The organism is Mesorhizobium sp. HAY1-8B, from assembly GCF_056868045.1.
In genome coordinates this window covers 2,325,142-2,346,226 of the sequence record NZ_CP200321.1, presented here as the reverse complement: position 1 = coordinate 2,346,226, position 21,085 = coordinate 2,325,142, and the positions used below count along the sequence as shown (strand labels likewise).

The following is a 21,085-nucleotide window of genomic DNA, read 5'->3' as shown; positions in this document are numbered from 1 at the left end:
CATGCAAATGCAGGTGGGCCGCCACGAAGCCTGGGGCAGTCATCGGGCCGCGATGAAGAAACAGACCTAGCCGCGGCCGATCAGCGGAAGGAGGCCGGCCGCAAGATCGCCATCGACGATCAGCCGGTTGATCGTGCCCGAGCGCAGCAGGGCGACAAGCGCCTTCGCCTTGGACAGGCCGGCCGCCAGCAGGACAACGTCGCGGCTGCGAATATCCTCATAGGACACGCTCGGCGTGCGGCGGTTCAATGTATTGTCAAGCAAGGCGCCGTCCTTGTCGAAGAACTTGCCCAGCATGTCGGCGACGGCACCGGCATTGATGACCTGGTCGATCTCGTCGTCGTGCAGCAGGTCGTGATGGTAGATGAAGGACTGTTTCGAGCAGTCGCCAAAGGAGGCGATATAGAAATCAGCCGAGCGAGCAAGCTTCAGGGCCTGCTGGACGAGCTTCTGGCTCATGATCACCTGATAGTCGGCCTCGCTGTCGGCGATGAACGGGGCCGGCAGGATATAGGCCTCGCCTTCGCAGAGCTGTGCCAGGGAATGGACGCAATCGAACGGGTTGGTCCTGGCATTGCGGCTGAGCGAGCCCATCAGCGAGACGATCTTCAGGTCAGCCTTGGAGAGCTTTGGAAGTTCGTCGACCATCGCGGCGATCGTGCGCCCCCACGCCAGGCCGATCGTCACCGGCTCCGCCGCGCTCAGCCGCCTCTCCAGGAACGACGCCGCCGCGATGCCGACCGCGCGTCGCGCATTGTTCTCGTCCTCGTCCGCATTGCCGCCGGGTACCGCGATCGCCGGCGTGACGATGCATTCCCTGAGATCGAACGCCGCCTGGATCTGACCGGCAACATCGAGCGATTGCGCCGTCTCGTGCTGGATGGCGATCTTGACCAGCCCTTTTTCACGAGCCCGCGCCAGCATGCGGTTTATCTTGAAGCGTGACAGGCCCAGCTGGTTGGCGATCTCCTCCTGATTCTTGTTGCCCACGTAATAGAGCCAGGCGAGCTGCACCAGCAGGTCTTCTTCATTATGCGTCATGCGTAAACTTTCGTGCAGAGCGTGCACATTTGTGGTTGACCGGCCGTTTCAGCTCATCTAGCTTCATTTGTGCAGCCATTGCAATAAAGTGCAAGCGCCGCCAACAAAAATTCAAAGTGTCCGCTCTCACGCCTTGAACAAGGGGAATTGCCAATGTTTTCGTCCTTACTCCGGCGCGGCCTGAGCCGCGGCCGCGTGACTGTTGCTGCCGCGCTCGTCGCGACCTCGGCCCTGTCGCTTGCATCCGCTCCGGCCTACGCCGAGATGAACTGGAAGGCCGCCGACGGCCAGACCATTAACCTGATGCTGATCTCGCACCCGTTCGTCGAAAGCCTGAAGCCGCTGCTGCCGGAATTCACCGCCAAGACCGGCATCAAGGTGACCTATGAGGAACTGGCCGAGCAGTCCGGTTTTGAAAAGCTGCTTGCCGACCTGTCATCCAAGACCGGCACCTACGACGTCTTCATGACCTCGCCGCTCAACAACTGGCAGTATGCCGCCGCCGGCTGGCTGGAGCCGCTCGACGGCCTGATCGCCAATACCGACAAGACCGCCGCTGACTACGACGTCAATGATTTCATTCCCTCCATCCTGTCAGCCGGCCGCTGGGACCTCACCCCGCTCAAGGGCATCGGCGAGGGTTCGCTGTGGACGCTGCCGATCAATTTCGAATCCTACCAGCTGGCCTATCGCCCGAGCCTTCTGAAGAAGCTCGGCCTCCAGGTGCCCAAGACCTATGCCGACCTGCTGGCCATGTCCGACAAGCTGGCCATCGATGGCCCCAACGGCAAGATGCACGGCATCATCACCCGTTTCGATCGCTACTGGGACCTGCCCTACCTGACCTTCGGGACGATGCTGCAATCCTATGGCGTCGAGATGCTGGACAAGGACGGCAAGCTGCAGATCTGCTCAGACAAGAGCATCGCGGCCACGCAGGATTTCGTCACCCTGATCAAGAAGGCCTCTCCCGAGGGCGCCGGCGCCTTCACCTGGTACGAGGCCATGCAGGGCTTCGCGTCGGGCCAGTATGTGTTCTCGCTCAACGAGGCGAACCTGTTCGCACCGACCTATGAGGACCCCAAGCAATCCGCCATTGCCGGCGATGTCGGCTATGCGCCAACGCCGCTCGGCCCCGATGGCAAGCGCGCCGCCGCCGCATGGATCTGGTCGCTGTCGATGAATTCCGCCTCCACCCACAAGGACGCCGCCTGGCTGTTCATGCAGTGGGTGACGTCCAAGGAGACGATGATCAAGACGCATCTGGCCGGCAACATGAACCCGGTGCGCAAATCGGCCTGGGATGCGCCCGAAGTGGCGAAGCTGATGGAGAGCTGGGGTGAGACGCCCGGCCAGTACATCCAAGCCGCCAAGACCGAAGCCGAGGTCGCGACCATCCGCTTCCCGCCGCATCCCGAGCTGACCCGCATGCTCGACCGCTGGGCCGAGGCGATCCAGAAATCCTATTTCGGCCAGGGCGACGTGAAGACCAATCTGTGCAACGCGCAGGCCGACATCCAGAAAATGCTCGACGAATAGTCGTCCAGCCCTGCTCCCGGGCTTGACCCGGGAGCACCCGGTGGGTCTCAACAGGATCCCCCCGCGCAAGCTCGCTCGCGCGCCGCATCGCTCTTCCCACACGGCGGCCCTTCGACGAAAATCGCCACGGGCAATGTGACACCAGCAACCAGAACAGTTCCCATGGCCCGCATCACAGCCCAAGCCGACAAGACATGGATGAGCAAGGCCGCATTCTACGCCATGCTGGCGCCGGCGCTCATCCTGCTCATGTCGACGACATATCCGTTCCTGAGCGGCATCTACACCAGCCTCACCAACCAGAAGCTCTACATCCCGGCCTCGAAATTCGTCGGCCTCAACAACTACATCAACCTGTTCGAGACGCCGCTGTTCTGGAATGGCCTTGCAAATACGCTGACCTATGCCGGCGCGGCACTGGCGATCCAGCTGCCGCTCGGGCTCGCCTTCGCCATCCTGCTGGACGTTCCCGGCCGGCTGCAATCCTTCTTCCGTTCCGCCGTCGTGCTCCCGCTGCTGGTGCCGCCGGTGGTCGCCGGCCTCATCTGGAAGACCATGATGCATCCCCAGAGCGGCGTGCTGAACTGGCTGCTGGCGCAGGTCGGCATCGAGCCGCTGTCCTGGCTCACCAGCCCGTCGACGGCGATGATGTCGATCATCCTGATCGACACCTGGCTGTTCACTCCGCTGGCCACCATCATCCTGCTCGCCGGCCTACAGTCCGTGTCGGGCGAGGTCGTGGAGGCCGCACGCATCGACGGCGCCAATGCCTGGCAGGTCATCCGCTATGTGAAACTGCCGCTGCTGGCTCCCTATCTGCTGCTGGTCGCGCTGTTTCGCGTTTCCGATTCCCTGAAGTCGCTGGAGATCATCTACTCCACCACCAAGGGCGGACCGCTCGACGCCACCCGAACCCTGCATGTCATGGCCTATGAGGAGGCCTATCGCTGGTCGAGCCTCGGCCGCGCCATGACCATCGTCTTCGTGCTCTGGCTGGTCTGCTACACGATCAGCGGCGCGCTGCTGGCTTTCTGGCAGAAGCAGGAGGCGAAGAACCGTGGCCTCTAGCATGTTCCTTCGCACCCTCGCGCAAAAACTCGCGCTCGCGCTTTGCTACCTCGCCTTCGCCGGCTTCGTGCTGTTCCCACTGGTCTGGATCTTCATGATGTCGATCAAGAACTTCGGCGACATCATCGCCTATCCGCCGCGTTTCCTGTTCACGCCCACGCTCGAAAACTATGTCGAGGTGCTGTTCGGCAACGAGGCGCAGCGCGCAGGCGGCCAGGTCCCCGACCTCCTCAAGTTCCTTATGAACTCTGTCATCATCTCGGGCGGTGCAGTGCTGATCTCGGCGCTGCTCGGCATCCCCGCCGCCTATGCACTGGCGCGGCGCCGGGACAAGACGTCGGACAAGCTGCGTTTCACCTTCCTGTCGTTCCGCTTCGCGCCCGAACTTGCCGTCATCCTGCCGCTCTACGTCATCTACACGCGCATCGGCCTATACGACAGCTATGTCGGCATGATTCTCGTGCACCAGCTGATCACCCTGCCGCTGATGATACTGATCCTGGCGAGCTTCTTTCGCGACATGCCGATCGAGATCGAGGAGGCCGCGCGCATCGACGGCGCCCGCATCTGGACCATGCTCACCAGGATCGTCGTGCCGATCGCGAGGCCGGGCATCGCCAGCGCCATGATGATCGCCTTCATATTCAGCTGGAACAACATGATCTTCGGCCTCGTGCTCGCCGGCGGCAGCACGCGCCCGGTGACCATGGGCATTCTGCAGGCCATGACCTTCGACCAGATCAAGTGGGGCATGATGGCGGCCTCGGCGATGGTTTCGGCGCTGCCCGGCATGATCGCCGCCGTGCTGTTCCAGAAACAGATTACCCGCGGACTGACCATGGGAGCGGTGAAATGAAGGAACTGGAACTCTTCTCCATCGGGTCGTGGACGATCTTCGATCATCTCCTGCGCATGAAGCGGTTGCCGCGCGACGGAGAGACCGTGCCGCTCGACATGCCCATGGAAGAAGTCGAGACCATCCATTTCGGCGATTGCAGCGCCAACATCGCGGCGGTTGCCGGCGCGCTCGGCATGAAGGTCGGGCTCGGCATGGTCGTCGGCGACGATTTTCGCAGCTCGGGCTACGCTGACCACATGACCCGCAACGGCGTCGACCTCGCCGGCGTCGAGGTGATCGAGGGCGCCCGTTCCGGGCACAGCTTCAATTTCTTCGATGCCGCCAATGGCGGTTTCTGCGTCTCCCATCTCGGCGTCGCCGAGAAGCAGGATGATTGGCGCACGCCCTATGGCGAGATCGACCGTTCCGGCGCGGTCGTCATCAGCGAGATGTTCGGCGCCTATACGCTGAATGCCATCGAGCACGCCCGCAAGACCGGCGCGCTGACCGCCATCAACGGCATGGTCGCCACCGCGGGCGATCTTGCGCCACGCTTCCTGGAAGCCTGTGAGGTCCTGTTCCTCAGCCGTGGCGAGGCCGACGCGCTGATGCAGGCGCTTGGCGTCGCGTCGGCGGCCGACATACTGGCGCATGGTCCGCGTCTGGTGATCGTGACGCGCGGCGGAGAAGGCAGCGCCTGGTACACCGCCGATGGCCGACAGGACATGCCCTCGGTCGCGCCCGATGCCTTCGTCGATTCCACCGGTGCGGGCGACTCCTTCGTCGCCGGCACGCTGAAGGGCCTGATCGGCGGCCATTCGCACGAGACGGCGGCGCGCATCGGCGCCACCGTCGCCAGTTTCATCATCGAGAAATGGGGATGCCAGTCGAACCTGCCCTCGCCGCAACGCGTGGCGCAGCGCTTCGAGGCAAACTTTGGAAGGAAGCTATCGCTGTGAGAGTCATCGACGCCCATATGCACTACGGCACCGACAAGAACGTCGCCGCCAACACCTGCGTCCCCTATCTGGTCAGGGGCGACCCCGACAGCGTCATCCGCCTGCTCGACGAGCAGGGCGCGTCGCATGGCGTGCTCTTCCCGCACGACCGCCGGCAGACACCGCCTTGGGATGCCGACTACAACGAGGCCAATGGCGATATCGGCCTCGCCGCGCTGAAATATCCCGACCGCATCGTCGGCGTTGCCCGCATCGACCCGACCTTCGGCGCCAGGCACACCCAGGAGCTCATTGACCGCTATGTCGGCGAATGGAACTGCCGCGGCTTGAAGCTGGTCGCCGGCTATGATTTCTACCGGCCCAACGACATGAAGGTCATGGGTCCGCTGCTGGACAAGGCTGAGGAGCACAACCTCACCGTCCTCATGCATTCGGGCGATGCGCCGCGCGACCTGCCCTATCTCCAGGCGCAGGCGGCCAAGGCCTATCCGAACGTCACCTTCGTGCTCGCTCATATCGGCATGCACGCCTTCCTATGGGAGGCGATCCTCGCTTGCCAGGAATACCCCAACATCAATGTCGATATGTCGCAGGCCTATCCGTTCGACATCATGACCTTCCTGAAAAATGTCTCGGTCGATCGCCTGCAATATGGCTCTGACGTGCCCTACCAGTCGCCGCGCGTCGAGCAGGAGAAGCTGCGCGTCATCAGCCTGAGCGAGGAGGACCTCGAAAAGGTCTTCTGGAAGAACGCGGCGCGCATCTGGCGCATCGATTGAAGACAAAAGAACACGAAGGCGCATCGGCTGACTTGTCGTCGTCGGCGCGCCCAACCGGAAGCCAAGGAGAGAAGAAGATGTCGAATCTCGACACGAAAAACACGCCGGTACTGCAGCGCCTGTTCGGCACCAGCAAGCCCATCATCGGCATGGTGCATGTGCTGCCACTACCCGGCTCGCCCTACTACCGGAACGGGTCGCTGCAGGCCGTCTATGACCAGGCGGTCGAGGAAGCGCTGGTCCTCGAGGAAGGCGGCGTCGACGCGATCCTGCTCGAGAATGCCGGCGACATCCCTTTCCGCAAGCCTGACGACATCGGCTTCGAGACGATCGGCGCCATGTCGGTCATCGGCGATCGCATCCGCCGCGCCACGAAGCTTCCGCTCGGCTTCAACATCGTCGCCAACGCCGCCAAGGCCTCGCTTGCCTGCGCCAAGAGCTCGAACGCGCAGTTCGTACGCGTCAACCAGTGGGCCAATGCCTATGTGGCCAATGAGGGCATCATCGAGGGTGCCTCGGCCCACGCCATGCGCTACCGGCGCGAACTCGACGCGGAGGATATCGTCGTGTTGGCCGACGTGCACGTGAAGCATGGCAGCCACGCCATCGTCGGCGACCGCGACATCGAGGACCAGGCTCGCGACGTCGAGTTCTTCGGCGCCGACATCCTGATCGCAACCGGCACCCGCACCGGCCATCCGACGGCGCCCGCCGAAGTCAAGCAGATCCGCGCCGGCGCCGTCGGGCCGATCCTGGTCGGCAGCGGCTTCAGCAGCGACAACGCCGCCGAGCTTCTGTCTGTCGCCGACGGCGCCATCGTCGGCAGCTACGTCAAGGGCAACGGCAAGATGCACGGCGACAGGGTCGTGCTGGCCAAGGTCCAGGCGCTGATGGACGCGGTACGCAAGGTCCGCTGACATCCACACCGGTCCGGAAGAGAGGGGCTGATCCATGGCATCCATCGAACTGCGCGGCGTCGAGAAATCATTCGGCGCTGCCGCCATCATCCGCGGCATCAACCTCAGCATAGGGGATGGCGAGTTCGTGGCGCTCGTCGGTCCCTCCGGCTGCGGAAAGTCTACGCTGCTGCGCATCATCTCCGGGCTGGAGAGCGCCTCGCGCGGCGACATCCTGCTTGACGGGCGCAAGGTCAACGACGACAGCCCGCGCGACCGCAACGTGGCGATGGTCTTCCAGAGCTATGCGCTCTACCCGCACATGACGGTGGCCGAGAACATGGCCTTCAACCTGAAGCTCTCCGGCAAGGGCAAGGCGGAGATCGCCACCCGCGTCGAGGAGGCCGCGCGCATGCTCGACCTCGCCGACCTCCTGCACCGCAAGCCCGGCCAACTGTCCGGCGGCCAGCGCCAGCGCGTCGCCATGGGCCGCGCCATCGTGCGCAACCCCTCGGTGTTCCTGTTCGACGAGCCGCTGTCCAATCTCGACGCCAAACTGCGCGTGCAGATGCGCGGTGAAATCAAGCTCCTGCATCATCGCGTCCGAACGACCGCCGTGTATGTCACGCACGACCAGATCGAGGCGATGACGCTCGCGGACCGCATCGTCGTCCTCAACGGCGGCAACATCGAACAGGTCGGCTCGCCGCTCGAACTTTACAACAGGCCGGCCAACCTGTTCGTCGCCGGCTTCATCGGCTCGCCGGCAATGAACGTGGTTAAGGCCGAGCTTCGCCAAACGGCGGCGGGCATCAAGGCCGTGCTTGGCGATGGCTCGGAGATCGCCCTACCGGTCCGCGCCTACGCTTCGTCGACGAACCGCATCGTGCTGGGCATTCGGCCCGAAAGTGTGATCGTGGACCGTCAGGCCGGCGATCTTACCGGCACGCTGAAAGTGGCGGAGCCGACAGGGCCGCAGACGCATCTGGTGGTCGACGCGGCGGGAACCGACATCCTCGCCATCGTCAAGGCCGATTTCGCTTCGCGCGATGGCGACCGTCTATGGCTGTCGTTTCCGGCCGAAGCCCTTCACGTCTTCGACGCGGAAAGCGGAAAAGTCATCTGAAGCACGCGGGGTCGGGCCCCAAGCGCCGACGTATCGGCTCCATGGGTGGTCGTCGGGCCATCCCTCGCCGATTTTCCGAGAGTTCGCGCGGAATGAGTTCGAGGATCGGGGGATTCCGGATCTGACCGGCTATTTCAGCGTGGCGACCACCAATCGAGCCAAGAATCCCCTATGACGGCCTGTGAATTACCGCTGACGGCCACATTCGCCATAATCTGCTTCCCAACGGTCGCTATGACGAAGCGCGCGGCCGTCGAGAGGGTGCATACCGGCTGCAGTCGGATACAGCTTCACCCAGCCGGCCTCCGACTAGTCCAGGTTCAGCACTACCATCGTGGAGGTCTCGGCTACCGACGGGATCGACTGCAGGACATTGCTGATGAAGTTGCGGAGCGCGGCTATATCCTTGACCCAGACACGCAGCAGGTAGTCGATGTTCCCGGTCACCAGCAGGCATTCGGTGATCTCCGGCCGTTTGGCGACCTCGCGCAGGAATTCACCGGCCCCTTCAGGGCCTTGCTTGCCCAGACGCACCGAGACGATGACGCAGATCGCCAAACCCATAGCGGACGGGTTGATCCGCGCAGCGTAGCCCTGGATCACACCGCTATCCTCCAGGCGTTTCACGCGGCGCGCGCAGGGCGTCGGAGACAGGCCGACGCGCGCGGCCAGATCGACCGTCGAGACGCGCGCGTCGGCCCGCAGTTCGCGCAGGATCTTATGGTCGATGGCATCCAGAATCGTCATGGCTGATTTCACCACATCTTACGCAGATCATAGAGAGAAACTGCAAGGAATCTCAAGATGGCGATGTCATTTGGTGTAAAACGCTCTTCAGCCCGTCCTAAGCTCGACATCATCGCAACGCGGGGAGGACGAAGGATTGGCGGCTTACATGATCTGCACGATGCGCGTGCATGATGCCGAAACCTACAAGAGATACACGGCGGTGACGCCCGGCACGCTGGCACGCTACGGCGGCAGGTTCCTGACGCGCGGCGAGCCGGTCACGACCTCGGAAGGCGAACCCTTCACGCAGCGCATGGTCATACTCGAATTCCCCGATCGGGCGTCGGCCGAGGCCTGGTACAACGATCCGGAGTACCAGAGCGCGTCGGAGTTTCGCCGGGCGTCGGCTTCCGACGGACGGATGATCCTGCAGGAAGGTCGGCCGCACAGCGCAGCGCCCGATCCATTGGTCTGAGAGGAATCGACGTGGTGGCAAGCGATCTCGCCCCGGCGATGGACGACCGTGCAAAGGTGCCGGGCGGCAGACGGCCGCCATTCGCGGCGTGGCTGTCGACGACCAACGACGTCACCAAGACCTTCCTGTCGGTGGCCGAAAGGGCCGACGTGATCAACCTCGCGGGCGGCTTGCCCGAGCCGACGACCTATCCGGCCGAGGAACTGGCCGGCATCGCTGCCGAGGCGCTTCGCAAGCATGGCCCGGAAGTGCTGAGCTACAGCCAGATCGACGGTTTGCCGGCATTGCGCGACCGTCTGGCCGAACGCTTCAGCGACGAATACGTGCGGCTGACACGCGAAAACGTCATCGTCACCACCGCCGGCATGCAGGCGCTCGACCTGATCGGCAAGGTGCTGCTCGAACAAGGAAGCGTCATCGCCGCGCATGCTCCAACCTATCTTGGCGCGATCGATGCATGGCGGCCGCGCGCGCCGCACTATCGCCCATTCACACCGGGCAGCAATACGCTGGACTATCCGACGGCATTCGAGGGCGCCAGCTTCGTCTACACGGTGCCCAACTTCTCCAACCCGAGCGGCAAGCTGGTGACGCACGGCCAGCGTGTCGCGATGGTGGAAGCGGCGCACCAGACCGGCGTCTGGCTGGTGGAGGACGACCCCTATGGCGGTCTGTATTATGACGGCGCGCCGCTGCCGCGCCTGCTGTCGCTTTCAGGCAAGCTGATGGGCGAGGCCGATGCGGAACCCTATCGGGGACCCGTCGTCTACACGGGCACGCTTTCCAAGGAAGTCGCGCCGGGCTTGCGTGTCGGCTGGGTAGTCGCCGCGCCCGAGATGATCCGGGCACTGACCGTCGCCAAACAGGGCTCGGATATGTGCACCAGCGGGCTCAGCCAGCGGCTCGTGCTGGATGCCATGAACGCCGGATTGCCCGAGCGGATTCAGCCGCAAATCCTGGCGCTCTACCGCGCGCGCCGCGACGCCTTGTGCGAGGCGATGGAAGAACATCTGGGCTCGCTCTTCGCCTGGGAAAAGCCGCAAGGCGGCATGTTCGTCTGGGCGACGGCGCGCAATCCATCGCTCGACACAGACGAGCTGATGCGGTTGGGGCTGGAGGAAGGCGTCTGCGTCACGCCCAGCAGCGTGTTCGACGTGACCGGCGAGGACCGTCGCGCCATTCGCATCAACTTCACGCTCAACGCGCCCGAGCGGCTGCACGAAGGGGTGCGGCGGCTGGCTGCTGCGGTCCGCAGGCTTGGTCAATGACCGGAAGGGCCGCTTGATCGCTTGAAGGATGCCTTGTCGAACCCCCCTGCGCTGCGCGGAAGCTGGACTTGAGAACCGAGATAACGCACGTCGATCCCGCTTATCGGACTTATGCCGACTTCTACATGCGGTCGGCTTACGGGGCGTTTCCGCAGCAGCACAGGCACATTCAAGGCAGCATGCGCTCCAGCCTGATCCTGGTCGAGCAGAGCCGGCATGAGTTCGTTGATCCGGCCGTCGACGAACTGGTCGTCTCGACGCCGCTTGATGCTGCCTGCAGCTATGACTGGAATATGGGGTCGGGCTGGACGTCCGGGCAGTCACGCACCGGCGATCTGATCATCGTCCCGCCGGGTACCGACAGCCGCTGGCGTGCGGGCGGCGACCGCCGGCTGATCATCCTGGCAATCCCGACGGCGCTGGTGAGCCAGTTGTTGGGGCCGGATTGTCCGGCGGACCTGGCCGCAACCTTCGCACCGCTTGGCGGCTCCTCGGGCAACGACGCATTCGTCAACGCTGTTCTGCGGCGGCTGTGGGAGAATAGCGGCGAGGACGAACCGATCAACCGCTCGCTTGCCGATCGACTGGTGGAGGCGCTCGTTTGCCACCTCGTAATGCGTGCCGGCACGGTCACGCCAAAGCTCGCGCCCGGCCCGTTTTCGCTGCGGGAGTGGCGCAAGCTCGAGGACTATGTCGACGCGCATCTGCATCGCGACATCCTGCTTCTGGACCTGGCGGACATCGTCGGCTGGAGCGTGCGGCACTTCTCGCGCATGTTCCGGCAGGCCACGGGCAAGACGCCGCATGACTGGATCGTCGCCAAGCGCGTAGGCCGCTCCAAGGACCTGCTTGGCAAGGAGAAGCTCTCGCTGGCCGAAATCGCGCTCTGTTGCGGTTTTGCCGACCAGAGCCATTTCACGACCTCTTTCCGGAAAGCGACGGGCATGACTCCGCTTCGCTGGCGCCGCGGCCGTGTCTGAGGTCGGGCCCAATCTCGTTCGGCGATGCGGCTAGCCGACCGCGCCGTCATGTACGGATTTCACAATACCGCATGCGCGAAGGCCATGCACACTTGATCGCGCGGGAAGTGGCCGCCAGGGCGGCCGCGGCGGCCGATGTCGGCGCGCAGTATCCGTATTCTGGAACAGGGGCCAGGTAACATGTATTCGGGACCGATCATCGATCCGCATCACCACCTATGGGATCTTTCCATGGGCAAGCATGCATGGCTGGTGCCGTCCGACCCGACGGTACAAGCCATCGCCGGCCTGGAAAAGATCGCCCACGACTATTTCCCGGATGACTACGCCAGGGATGCGGCCGGCCACAACGTCGTTGCCACCGTGCATATCGAGGCGCTTTGGGCCGGCAATCCGGTCGAGGAGACGCGCTGGCTCGAGACGCTCGACAAGTCCAGGGGCGTCGCGCTGCGCTACGTCGCGGGGGCATCTCTCGGTATGGGCGGCGCCGAGCGGGTGATCGCCGAACAGGCGGCCTTCGATCGCGTGACCGGCATTCGCGGGATCCTGAGCTGGCATCCCGATCCCAAGAAGTGCTTCGTCAGCGATCCGGAACTCGGACGCAACGCCGACTGGCGACGCGATGTCGCGCTTTTACCGGCGCATGGGTTGAACCTCGAACTGATGATGTATCCCTACCAGGCGAGCATCGTGCGCGAGATAGCCGAACTCGCTGCCGGACCTCCAGATCATTATCAACCACTGCGGTAGCCCGATCGATCGCGACGCCGAGGGCATGCAGCGCTGGCGCGACGGCCTAAAGCTGATCTCCGTCTGCCCCAACATCGCGATCAAGATCTCCAATCCCGGCGCCTACGACCATGACTGGACACCGGAGAGCATCCGCGATGTCGCCATGCACTGCATCGACTGCTTCGGCACCGAACGCAGCATGTTCGGCACGGATTACCCGGTTTCGAAGATCCAGATGAGTTACGACCAGATCTACGACACATTCAAGACCATTGCCTCGGCCTTGTCCGTGGAAGACCAGGCGAAGCTCTTCCACGACAATGCAAAGCGGTTCTACCGACTATGACTGGCCACGCCGTGCCGCTGCCGGGGTCAGGCCCTTCTCGCATCGCCGATCAGGCCATCGATGAAGTCGACGCAGCGATGCATCTGCTCCACGGCGATCCATTCGTCGGCGATGTGCGCCTCGCGGTCGCGTCCCGGTCCGCAGATGATTGTCGGCACTCCGGCGCGCTGGAAGATTCCGGCCTCCGAGCCGTAATTGACGGTGCCGACCTGGTTGGTTCGCGCGAAGCGCTTTGCCAGCGTTTCGGCCAGCGAACCCTCGCTCGGCACCAGCGGCGGAACGTCGTAGGCATATTCCGTCTTGATCGCGGAGTCGGAAAAGCCGGCCTTCATGACGGGCAGGACCGTCTCGTCACAATAGGTACCGAAACGCTCGACCAGCTTCTCGACCATGCCGGCCTTTGTTGCGCGGATGTCCCATTGGAAGCGCACGTCGCCGGGAATGGCGTTGCGGGCCGTGCCGCCCTGGATCACACCGACGCTGACGGTCGTGTAGGGCAGCTCGAATGGCGATTCGGCCTCGGGCGCGGCAGCCAGTTCCTCGGCATAGCCGCGCAACTCGCCGATCAAGTCGATGGCGTGGAAGATGGCATTGACGCCGAGATCCGGGCGCGAGGAATGGCAGGCCTTGCCGGTGATCGTCGTAAGGAGGCCGGTGCTGCCCTTGTGGCCGCCGATGACCCCCATCTCGGTCGGCTCGCCGACAAAGACCGCGAGTTGTTTGGGCAGAGACCTGGTCATGTGGTCGATGAGGCCGTAGGCACCGAGGCAGCCGACCTCCTCGTCATAGGACAGCGCCAAGTGGAGGGGCACGGCAAGCGGCGCGGCGAGCATGGTTGGCACGCGCGCCAGCATGCAGGCGACGAAACCTTTCATGTCGGTCGTGCCGCGTCCATAGAGCCTGCCATCCTTCTCCCACATGCGGAACGGATCGCGCGACCACTGCTGACCCTCGACCGGCACGACGTCGGTGTGGCCGCTCAGCACATAGCCTGGCACGTCGGCCGGGCCGATCGTGGCGAAAAGATTTGCCTTCTGGCCGGTCGCATCCGGCAGCAACGTGCTCGCGACGCCCAGTCCGTCGAGATACGATCGCACGAAGTCGATCAGTTCGAGGTTGGAGCGGCTGCTCACGGTGTCGAAGCCGACCAGGCGGTCCAGCAGCTCGATCTCGGAAAGGGGCGTCGTCATGGCAAGTCCTCGTCTTGGCGAAGCGCCAGTCTAGCCGAGACCGTCAGGCGATCTTTTGCAATCCGGCCAAACGGCCGGAGAAACTCGTTCAACCTAAAACCAAAAAGGGGAACTGACACATGCAGTCGCATGGATTGAAACGCTACCTGGCGGCGGGTGCCGTCAGCTTCACCGCTTTATTCGCGGGCCTGAACGTGGCCGCGGCCGACGTCGTCAAGATCGGGGTGCTCGCGCCGCTGACCGGTCCGTCGGCCGCCGACGGCGCCGACTTCGTGCGCGGCGTGGAGCTGGCGGTGGAAGAGCAGAACGCCAAGGGTGGCGTGGCCGGCCACACGTTCGAGATCGTCTCTGCCGACGTCAAGGACGGCTCGCCCGACAATGTCAGCAGCGCCGCCCAGCGCCTGATCAATACCGACGGCATCGAGGTCGTGCTGACCGGCTATGCCAGCCTGTCGCTGTTCGAGGTCGATCTCTTCGCCGACGCCAACCTGCCGTACCTGTCGTCGGGCCCCTCAGGCCCATTCGCCGGGATCGTCTCGAAGAATCCCTCGAACTACAATTGCTGTTGGTCGCTCTCACCCTCCTACAAGGGCTACGAGACCGACGTACTGCCGCTGGTCGAAGGTCTGATCGCCGACGGCACGTTCAAGGCTTCCAACAAGAAGATCGCGATGATCTCTTCGGACAATCCCTACTCCAAGGCAATCTCCGAGGGCATGAAGACCTCGTTCGCGGCCGCTGGCTGGACGGTGACCGTCGACGAGATGGTGCCGTTCGGACCTGTCAACGACTGGCGCGCCAGCCTCGCCAAGGTGCGCCAGGATCCACCGGCGCTCGTCGTCAACACCGACTACCAGCCGGCCAACTCCGCGCTCTTCCTGCAACAGTTCCTCGACCAGCCGACGCAGAGCCTGGTGTTCCTGCAATATGCGCCGTCCGTGCCGGAATTCGTCGACCTGACGAAGGAGAAATCGAACGGTGTGCTCTACAACCTGATCGGCGGCGCGATCGACTCGCCGAACTGGCCGCGCGGCCAGGAAGTGAACAAGAAGCTCACCGACAAGTACGGTGTGAAGCCCGGCGTCTATGGCTCGGCGCTCTACGAGGAAGCCACGATCTACTTCAAGGCACTCGAGAAGGTGGGCGACCCGACCAACCATGACGCAATCGGCAAGGCCATCGGCGAGGTGACCTATGACGCGGCCCCCGGCCCAGTTGCGTTCGATCCGGCGACCCATCTCGCCTTGCAGGACGACAACCACATCCCGGTTACCTTCTGGCAGATCTGGGATGGCCAGCGCACGCTGATCTCGCCCAAGAAATATTCCACCGGCAAAATCAAGCTGCCGCCCTGGATCAAGCAGTAATTGAACAGCGGGTGAGCGAGGAGCCCGCTGTCGGCCGCGGCTCTGGAAAGGGGCCGCGCCGTCACCGTCGAGCGATAGCGCGTTCTCCGGGCCTTACCATCCTTTTTATATGGCAGATATGATCCTCCAGGCAGACAATCTCACCAAGTCCTTCGGTGGCCTGCGCGCGGTCGGCGGCGTCAGCTTCACGCTTGACGCCAACGAGATCCTCGGCATCGCCGGCCCCAATGGCAGCGGCAAGAGCACGCTCTTCAACATAGTGACCGGCATCCCGTTCGGGCCGGACAGCGGCCGCGTGATCTTCGAAGGCAAGGCGGTCCAGGATGTCGCGCCGGAGGAACTTGCCCGCTCGGGAATCGCCCGCACGTTCCAGCGCGAGAGCATCTTTCCTTCGCTGAGTGCCATCGACAACGTGCTGGTCTCGGTCGAGCACAGCGGTCGCCGCGCGCGGTCCAGGGACAACGAGGCCGCCGCGGTACTTGCCCTCGACACGGTCGGATTCCCGCAGACGCTGCACAACGCGCCGACGGCAACGCTGCCGATCTTCTTTCGCAAGACGCTGATGATGGCGAGCGCGCTGGCCATGTCTCCGCGCGTGCTGCTTCTCGACGAGCCGGCCTCCAGTCTGACGCCGACCGAAATCGAGCACATGAAGACGCTGATCCTGGGGCTGCGTAACGCCGGCATCGCGATCTTGCTCATCGAACACGTGCTGCCGCTGCTGATGACGGTGTGTGATCGCCTGGTTGTGCTGGACCAGGGCAAGGTCATCGCCCAGGGCTTGCCCAACGACGTGGTGGCTGATCCTAAGGTGATCGAGGCCTATCTGGGACAGGCGAAATGACGCAACCACTTCTTCTCGACGTGCGCGGCCTCGACGGCGGCTACGAACCGCTGCAGATTTTCCGCAAGATCGACCTTCAACTCGTACCCGGCGGCAGCGTCGGTCTGTTCGGACCGAACGGCCACGGCAAGACGACCTTCCTGCGCACGCTGAGCGGCATCATCGATCCGTGGGACGGCGACATCTTCTTCGAGGGTGTCCAGCTCAACCGGCCGGGACCTCGCGGCAGCCGCCGCTGGCGCAACTTCAACTACGATGCGGTGACGCGCCGGCGCATGGACCCCAAGTCCGTGGCGCGCGCGGGGCTGATCCATGTGCCCCAGGGCAATCTCCTGTTCCCCGATATGACGGTGGCGGAAACGCTGTCGATCGCGCCATATGCCGCTTCCGGACGCGCCTCGGCCGCGGAGACGCTCGACTACGTCTTCAGGCTGTTTCCGCGCGTGCAGGAGCGGCTGAGCTCCAAGATTCGCTTCCTGTCGGGGGGCGAGCGGCAGATGGTGGCGATCGGTGTCGGCCTGATGGCGGCACCCAAACTGCTCATCCTCGACGAGCCGACGCTTGGCCTGTCGCCAAAACTGCGCGGCGAACTCGCCGATGCGATCCGCACGATCCGCCAATCGGGCGTGCCGCTGATCGTCGTCGACCAGGACATCGCCTTCCTCGAGTCGCTGATCGATACGCTCTATTTGTTCGACCACGGGCGCATCTCGCGGCGCATCGAAAAGGCCGACATGCCAACCCACGAGGAAATCATGAAACTCATGTTCGGCGAGGAGCACCGGTGACCTTCGACACGCTCACGCTGATCCTGCTCGGTGGCGTCGTGCTCGGCGCGCTCTACGCGCTTATGGCGACCGGCCTTGCACTGGTTTGGACCACGCTCGGCATCTTCAACTTCGCGCACGGCACCTTCATCGCGCTCGGCGCCTATATCGCCTGGCAGGTTGCCAGCTCCGAGGCGTTGGGCGGCGGCCTGCTGGTCGGCGCGCTGGTTTCGGTTGTCGGCATGTTCTTCATCGGCATGGCGGTATACTACCTGCTGATCAAGCCGTTCGAACGCAGCCCTGACATCGTGGTGAAATCCGTCATCACGACGCTGGCCGGCGCAACGATCCTGGAGAACCTGATCAGCATTGCCTGGGGGCCACGCAACAAGCAGCTCTCTGCGGTGCTGACTGGTGACCTGCAGTTTCTCGACCTTGTCATGTCGCGCAACGAGGCGGCGGCAGTCATTGTCTCGCTGATTATTCTGGCCGCCCTCGGCATCTTCCTGCAGCGCGCGCCGCTCGGCCGGGCCATGCGCGCCGTGGCGCAGAACCGCGAGGCGGCGCAGTTGATGGGCATCGACGTCGCGCGGCTCTATGCGGTGGCCTTCGGCCTGTCTGCCGCGCTCGCGGCGATCGCCGGCGTGCTGATCGGCTCCATTCGTTTCATGAATCCGCTGATGGGCTCAGACCCCTTGATGAAGGCGCTGATCGTCGTGATCTTCGGAGGCATTGCCCGATTCACCGGGCCGATCTACGCCGCCTTCATCGTCGGCCTGCTGGAAGCCTTCATGACCTATGCGGTTGGCCTCTACTGGAGCCCAACCGTGCTCTTCGTCATCATGATCGTCGTTCTGGTCGTCAAGCCGGAAGGACTCTTCGGCAAGCACAGGAAATCGGTCTGATGCGCTACAGCCCGTCTTTCGCCCGCTCCTCGGGCCTCATCCCGACGCTGGTCGCGCTGGCCGCGCTCGCGCTGCTGCCGCTGGTTTTCGACGGCAACTATCTACGTCATCTCCTGGTCCTGGCCTTCATCTTCGCGATCGTCGCTTCGAGCTGGGACCTCAGCCTCGGTTATGGCGGCCTGTTCAATTTCTCCCATGTCGCGCTCTTCGCGGTCGGCATCTACGCCTATGGCCTCGTGGCCAAAACGCTCGGACTGTCGCCCTGGCTCGGTCTGGTCGCCGCGGGCGGCGCGGCGGGGCTGATGGCAGCGCTGATCACCCTGCCCATCATGCGACTGTCGGGCATCTATATCATCCTGGTGACGATCGCCGCCTCGCAGGTGCTCTATCAGATCGTCATCAGCCAGTCGCAGATCACCGGCGGCACCTCCGGCATGGTAAGCCTGCCGGGGCTCGAACTTTTCGGCTACCGCATGAGCCGCGACGGCAAGATCGGCTATTACTATCTGGCGCTGGCCATGCTCGTGGCGTCGACGGTCCTGCTCTACAAGATCACGCGCTCGCGCTGGGGCCGCGCGATCGTGGCGATGCGCGACCACAGGTACTACGCCATCTCGCGCGGCATGTCGGAGACGCGGACGCGGCTGTTCACCCTTACCGTCAGTGCGGCGATCAGCGGCACCGCCGGCGGTCTTTACGGCTCCTACATGCGCGTCGCTTCGCCCGACAATTTCGGGCTCGGCCTGCTTGGGCTGCTGCTCAGTATGCTCCTGCTCGGTGGCGCAGGGACGATCTGGGGGCCGATCCTGGCCGCCTTCTTCGTCACGATGGTGTCCGAGGCGTTGGCCGAATACGGCGCCTGGCGCAACATCATCATGTCGCTGCTGCTGATCGTTATACTGATCTTCTATCCGGGTGGTCTATGGGCCTTGTTGCAGACGGCGCGCGAAGCTTTCGACGTCGTCCGCACGCAGGCGACCGCAACGCTGCGCCGCCGTTCGGGCAAGGCCGCGCGCGAGGCGCTGACTGGCGGCCGGGAGCGCATCATCCCCACGCGCCACGGCAGGATCGCGGTCGCCGACGGCGGCGGCAACGGGCCGGCGCTGCTCTTCATCCACGGCAATTCGTCCGCCAAGGAGGTATTTGCCGAACAGTTCAAGGCATTTGGCGACCGCTACCGCGTCATTTCGTTCGACTTGCCTGGCCATGGCGTATCCGACAACGCCGATCCGGAGCAGGACTATTCGGTGGAGGCCTTCGCCGACGTGGCGGAAGACGTGCTGGAGACCCTGGGCGTCACCAACGCCATCGTGTTCGGCTGGTCGCTCGGCGGATACATCGCCATCGAGCTCGCGGCGCGCGGCTATCCGATCCGGGCGCTCTCCATTTCGGGCACGCCGCCCTTGCGTGTCGTGCCCGAGGACATCGGCAAATCCTACGATGCGACGAGCCATTTTGCCCTGGCCAGCCGGCGCTTCCTGTCGCCGAGCGAAATGCGCGACTTCGCGACCTCGACGACCGGGCCAAGGGACGCCACGACGAAGCATCTGCATCGCGCCGTGGCGCGCACCGATGGCCGCGCGCGCGCCTATACGCTCGGCAAGCTGCCGATCGTCGACTGGCCGCGGCAGATGCGCTTCCTGCGGGGCGCCGCCGTGCCCTTCGCGATCTTGAACGGCTCGAAGGATCCGTTTCTCAACCATCAGTATTTCCGCGAACTGAAGCTGACGCAGTGGACAGGCGAGCCAGCCGACGTGGTCGGAGCCGGCCACGCCCCGTTCCTGACTATGCCGGAAGCGTTCAATGCCAGGCTGGCCGCCTTCCTGGAGGCTGTCGGCGAAGGCCACGCCGTGAGCCAGGCAACGGATCGGCCGATGATCTCGGCATGATCAGAAAGGAATTTCCATGGGCACGGGTTTCGCCGAATGGCTGAACGACAATATCGGGCGGCTGGTCGAGCTACGCCGCGATCTCCACGCGCACCCTGAACTCGGCTTCGAAGAGGAGCGGACCTCGCGCATCGTCGCGGACATGCTTCGGCAGGCTGACATAGAGGTGACGCGGAACGTCGGGCGCACCGGCGTGGTCGGGGTCATCAAGGGGAGACTTCCCGGACAGCGTTCGATCGGCCTGCGGGCCGACATGGATGCCCTGCCGATCCATGAGGCGACCGGGCTCTCTTATGCATCGCAATCGAGCGGTTGCATGCATGCCTGCGGGCATGACGGCCATACCACAATGCTGCTCGGCGCCGCGCTTTATCTCGCGGAGAACCCAGACTTCGGCGGGACGCTCAACCTCATCTTTCAGCCCGCCGAGGAGGGGCGCGGGGGTGCTAACAGCATGCTCGCCGACGGCATCTTCGATCGCTTTCCGTGCGACGCGATCTATGGCTTGCACAACCAGCCGGGCGGCCCGGTGGGGACCATGGCCGGGCGTCTGGGCCCATCGATGGCGGCTGCTGATTTTTGGGAAGTCACCTTCAGGGGCGTGGGCGGCCATGGCGGCGTGGCGCCGCATCAGTCGACGGACATTACCTACGCGCAGGCGCAACTGGTCGTGTCATTGCAAGGGATCGTCGGCCGGTCGCTGGCTCCGCTGGAGACAGGCGTCATCAGCGTCGGCTACATCCACGGCGGTTCGGCGGTGGCGCCGAGCGTGATCCCCTCTGAACTGGTCATCGGCGGAACGGCGCGGAGCTTTCGACCGGAGACGCGCGATCTGATCGAGCGTCGCATGCGCGAGGTGACGGAACAGACGGCCCGGACCTGGGGCTGCAAGGCCGAGTTCAAGTTCAACCGATCGACGAGCGTCGTGGTCAATGCCGATGAACCGTTCAAGGCTGCTTCGGCCGCGGCAATGGCAACCGTAGGCGAGCGGAACTATAACGGCAGCCTCGATCAGTCGTGTGCCGGCGAGGATTTCGCCAACATGATGGATGTCCGTCCCGGCGCGTTCCTGTGGATCGGCAACGGAGCGGAGCCGGACGGAACATTCCACCAGCTCCATACGCCGCACTACAACTTCAACGACGAGATCATACCGACCGGCGTACGTTATTGGATCAATCTGGCGTACTCGGAACTCGGCGGCCGCTGCGTCTGATCCTGCCACGCCAGCTTCTCGACAAGGCCAGGCCCTAGCAGAGCACGGGCTGCTTGAGCGGATGAAAATCGGCCGGGAAAGCCTCTATATCAATCCGCCGCTGCTGGCTCAGTTCGCGATCGATCCGCAAC

The 21,085-nt window shown here is 63.9% G+C and carries 21 protein-coding genes and 1 pseudogene; 19 read left to right on the top strand and 3 right to left on the bottom strand.

From position 1 onward, the window contains the following. Positions 1-66: 66 nt before the first annotated feature. Entirely contained in the window at positions 67-1,041 is a 975-nt protein-coding gene (locus AC1VON_RS11180) for a sugar-binding transcriptional regulator (protein WP_172352124.1), read from the bottom strand. 153 nt (positions 1,042-1,194) lie between these two features. Here AC1VON_RS11180 and AC1VON_RS11175 point away from each other — a divergent pair, with 153 nt between their 5' ends. From AC1VON_RS11175 to AC1VON_RS11140, 8 genes and pseudogenes are all read left to right on the top strand, one after another. Then, positions 1,195-2,580 (top strand): ABC transporter substrate-binding protein, encoded by a 1,386-nt coding sequence (locus tag AC1VON_RS11175; RefSeq protein ID WP_483122142.1) that lies wholly within the window; start codon positions 1,195-1,197, stop codon positions 2,578-2,580. Between the two features lie 162 nt (positions 2,581-2,742). Then, complete coding sequence (locus tag AC1VON_RS11170) at positions 2,743-3,648, top strand: carbohydrate ABC transporter permease (protein ID WP_483122140.1); 906 nt, start codon at positions 2,743-2,745, stop codon at positions 3,646-3,648. Position 3,649: 1 nt separating this feature from the next. Then, positions 3,650-4,504 carry a carbohydrate ABC transporter permease gene (locus tag AC1VON_RS11165; protein ID WP_483122138.1) on the top strand — a complete coding sequence of 285 codons (855 nt, stop codon included), beginning with the start codon at positions 3,650-3,652 and terminating at the stop codon, positions 4,502-4,504. After that, positions 4,501-5,445, top strand: coding sequence for a carbohydrate kinase family protein (locus AC1VON_RS11160; protein WP_172352128.1), 945 nt, complete (start codon positions 4,501-4,503; stop codon positions 5,443-5,445). The genes AC1VON_RS11165 and AC1VON_RS11160 overlap by 4 nt, the downstream gene beginning before the upstream one ends. Next, a complete protein-coding gene (locus tag AC1VON_RS11155; protein ID WP_483122135.1) occupies positions 5,442-6,224 on the top strand; it encodes an amidohydrolase family protein in 783 nt (260 codons plus the stop codon). The genes AC1VON_RS11160 and AC1VON_RS11155 overlap by 4 nt, the downstream gene beginning before the upstream one ends. Positions 6,225-6,301: 77 nt before the next feature. After that, the gene (locus AC1VON_RS11150) at positions 6,302-7,141 is read left to right on the top strand and encodes a BtpA/SgcQ family protein (protein ID WP_172352130.1); all 840 of its coding nucleotides are present in this window, start codon (positions 6,302-6,304) and stop codon (positions 7,139-7,141) included. A gap of 34 nt (positions 7,142-7,175) precedes the next feature. After that, positions 7,176-8,246 carry an ABC transporter ATP-binding protein gene (locus tag AC1VON_RS11145; RefSeq protein WP_483122133.1) on the top strand — a complete coding sequence of 357 codons (1,071 nt, stop codon included), beginning with the start codon at positions 7,176-7,178 and terminating at the stop codon, positions 8,244-8,246. A gap of 185 nt (positions 8,247-8,431) precedes the next feature. Continuing rightward, positions 8,432-8,518: pseudogene (locus AC1VON_RS11140) on the top strand (Atu4866 domain-containing protein); the annotation flags it as partial. Between the two features lie 37 nt (positions 8,519-8,555). Here AC1VON_RS11140 and AC1VON_RS11135 read toward each other — a convergent pair. Further along, entirely contained in the window at positions 8,556-8,993 is a 438-nt protein-coding gene (locus AC1VON_RS11135; RefSeq protein ID WP_172352132.1) for an Lrp/AsnC family transcriptional regulator, read from the bottom strand. Between the two features lie 136 nt (positions 8,994-9,129). Here AC1VON_RS11135 and AC1VON_RS11130 point away from each other — a divergent pair, with 136 nt between their 5' ends. From AC1VON_RS11130 to AC1VON_RS11110, 5 genes are all read left to right on the top strand, one after another. After that, the gene (locus AC1VON_RS11130) at positions 9,130-9,450 is read left to right on the top strand and encodes a DUF1330 domain-containing protein (RefSeq protein WP_172352133.1); all 321 of its coding nucleotides are present in this window, start codon (positions 9,130-9,132) and stop codon (positions 9,448-9,450) included. A 14-nt stretch (positions 9,451-9,464) separates the two neighbouring features. Continuing rightward, positions 9,465-10,718 carry an aminotransferase-like domain-containing protein gene (locus AC1VON_RS11125; protein WP_483122132.1) on the top strand — a complete coding sequence of 418 codons (1,254 nt, stop codon included), beginning with the start codon at positions 9,465-9,467 and terminating at the stop codon, positions 10,716-10,718. A gap of 68 nt (positions 10,719-10,786) precedes the next feature. Further along, positions 10,787-11,698, top strand: coding sequence for a helix-turn-helix domain-containing protein (locus tag AC1VON_RS11120; protein ID WP_172352134.1), 912 nt, complete (start codon positions 10,787-10,789; stop codon positions 11,696-11,698). Between the two features lie 180 nt (positions 11,699-11,878). Next, positions 11,879-12,448, top strand: coding sequence for an amidohydrolase family protein (locus tag AC1VON_RS11115; protein ID WP_483122130.1), 570 nt, complete (start codon positions 11,879-11,881; stop codon positions 12,446-12,448). Further along, a complete protein-coding gene (locus AC1VON_RS11110) occupies positions 12,411-12,776 on the top strand; it encodes an amidohydrolase family protein (protein ID WP_483126308.1) in 366 nt (121 codons plus the stop codon). Before AC1VON_RS11115 ends, AC1VON_RS11110 begins: the two co-directional genes overlap by 38 nt. Before the next feature lie 26 nt (positions 12,777-12,802). On the opposite strand, the gene argE is transcribed toward AC1VON_RS11110, so the two are convergent. Beyond that, positions 12,803-13,966, bottom strand: a complete 1,164-nt coding sequence (gene argE, locus AC1VON_RS11105; RefSeq protein WP_172352135.1) for an acetylornithine deacetylase — start codon at positions 13,964-13,966, stop codon at positions 12,803-12,805. Positions 13,967-14,085: 119 nt separating this feature from the next. Here argE and AC1VON_RS11100 point away from each other — a divergent pair, with 119 nt between their 5' ends. From AC1VON_RS11100 to AC1VON_RS11075, 6 genes are all read left to right on the top strand, one after another. Beyond that, positions 14,086-15,333, top strand: coding sequence for an ABC transporter substrate-binding protein (locus tag AC1VON_RS11100; protein WP_172352136.1), 1,248 nt, complete (start codon positions 14,086-14,088; stop codon positions 15,331-15,333). A 118-nt stretch (positions 15,334-15,451) separates the two neighbouring features. Continuing rightward, positions 15,452-16,177 carry an ABC transporter ATP-binding protein gene (locus AC1VON_RS11095; RefSeq protein ID WP_483122128.1) on the top strand — a complete coding sequence of 242 codons (726 nt, stop codon included), beginning with the start codon at positions 15,452-15,454 and terminating at the stop codon, positions 16,175-16,177. Continuing rightward, positions 16,174-16,965, top strand: a complete 792-nt coding sequence (locus AC1VON_RS11090; protein WP_483122126.1) for an ABC transporter ATP-binding protein — start codon at positions 16,174-16,176, stop codon at positions 16,963-16,965. The genes AC1VON_RS11095 and AC1VON_RS11090 overlap by 4 nt, the downstream gene beginning before the upstream one ends. Continuing rightward, positions 16,962-17,849: a branched-chain amino acid ABC transporter permease gene (locus AC1VON_RS11085; protein WP_172352139.1), complete on the top strand. Its 888-nt coding sequence runs from the start codon at positions 16,962-16,964 to the stop codon at positions 17,847-17,849. Before AC1VON_RS11090 ends, AC1VON_RS11085 begins: the two co-directional genes overlap by 4 nt. Then, positions 17,849-19,738 carry an alpha/beta fold hydrolase gene (locus tag AC1VON_RS11080; RefSeq protein ID WP_483122124.1) on the top strand — a complete coding sequence of 630 codons (1,890 nt, stop codon included), beginning with the start codon at positions 17,849-17,851 and terminating at the stop codon, positions 19,736-19,738. The genes AC1VON_RS11085 and AC1VON_RS11080 overlap by 1 nt, the downstream gene beginning before the upstream one ends. Before the next feature lie 16 nt (positions 19,739-19,754). After that, positions 19,755-20,954: a M20 aminoacylase family protein gene (locus AC1VON_RS11075; protein WP_172352141.1), complete on the top strand. Its 1,200-nt coding sequence runs from the start codon at positions 19,755-19,757 to the stop codon at positions 20,952-20,954. The last annotated feature ends 131 nt before the right edge of the window (positions 20,955-21,085 follow it).

What these genes read in the sequence shown, in the direction of transcription:
- AC1VON_RS11100 (WP_172352136.1), top strand. Translation starts at nt 14,086, where the DNA reads ATGCAGTCGCATGGATTGAAACGCTACCTGGCGGCGGGTGCCGTCAGC.
- AC1VON_RS11080 (WP_483122124.1), top strand. Translation starts at nt 17,849, where the DNA reads ATGCGCTACAGCCCGTCTTTCGCCCGCTCCTCGGGCCTCATCCCGACG.
- AC1VON_RS11165 (WP_483122138.1), top strand. Translation starts at nt 3,650, where the DNA reads ATGTTCCTTCGCACCCTCGCGCAAAAACTCGCGCTCGCGCTTTGCTAC.
- AC1VON_RS11150 (WP_172352130.1), top strand. Translation starts at nt 6,302, where the DNA reads ATGTCGAATCTCGACACGAAAAACACGCCGGTACTGCAGCGCCTGTTC.
- AC1VON_RS11160 (WP_172352128.1), top strand. Translation starts at nt 4,501, where the DNA reads ATGAAGGAACTGGAACTCTTCTCCATCGGGTCGTGGACGATCTTCGAT.
- AC1VON_RS11170 (WP_483122140.1), top strand. Translation starts at nt 2,743, where the DNA reads ATGGCCCGCATCACAGCCCAAGCCGACAAGACATGGATGAGCAAGGCC.
- AC1VON_RS11115 (WP_483122130.1), top strand. Translation starts at nt 11,879, where the DNA reads ATGTATTCGGGACCGATCATCGATCCGCATCACCACCTATGGGATCTT.
- AC1VON_RS11135 (WP_172352132.1), bottom strand. Translation starts at nt 8,993, where the DNA reads ATGACGATTCTGGATGCCATCGACCATAAGATCCTGCGCGAACTGCGG.
- AC1VON_RS11075 (WP_172352141.1), top strand. Translation starts at nt 19,755, where the DNA reads ATGGGCACGGGTTTCGCCGAATGGCTGAACGACAATATCGGGCGGCTG.
- AC1VON_RS11090 (WP_483122126.1), top strand. Translation starts at nt 16,174, where the DNA reads ATGACGCAACCACTTCTTCTCGACGTGCGCGGCCTCGACGGCGGCTAC.
- AC1VON_RS11180 (WP_172352124.1), bottom strand. Translation starts at nt 1,041, where the DNA reads ATGACGCATAATGAAGAAGACCTGCTGGTGCAGCTCGCCTGGCTCTAT.
- AC1VON_RS11145 (WP_483122133.1), top strand. Translation starts at nt 7,176, where the DNA reads ATGGCATCCATCGAACTGCGCGGCGTCGAGAAATCATTCGGCGCTGCC.
- AC1VON_RS11095 (WP_483122128.1), top strand. Translation starts at nt 15,452, where the DNA reads ATGATCCTCCAGGCAGACAATCTCACCAAGTCCTTCGGTGGCCTGCGC.
- AC1VON_RS11175 (WP_483122142.1), top strand. Translation starts at nt 1,195, where the DNA reads ATGTTTTCGTCCTTACTCCGGCGCGGCCTGAGCCGCGGCCGCGTGACT.
- argE (WP_172352135.1), bottom strand. Translation starts at nt 13,966, where the DNA reads ATGACGACGCCCCTTTCCGAGATCGAGCTGCTGGACCGCCTGGTCGGC.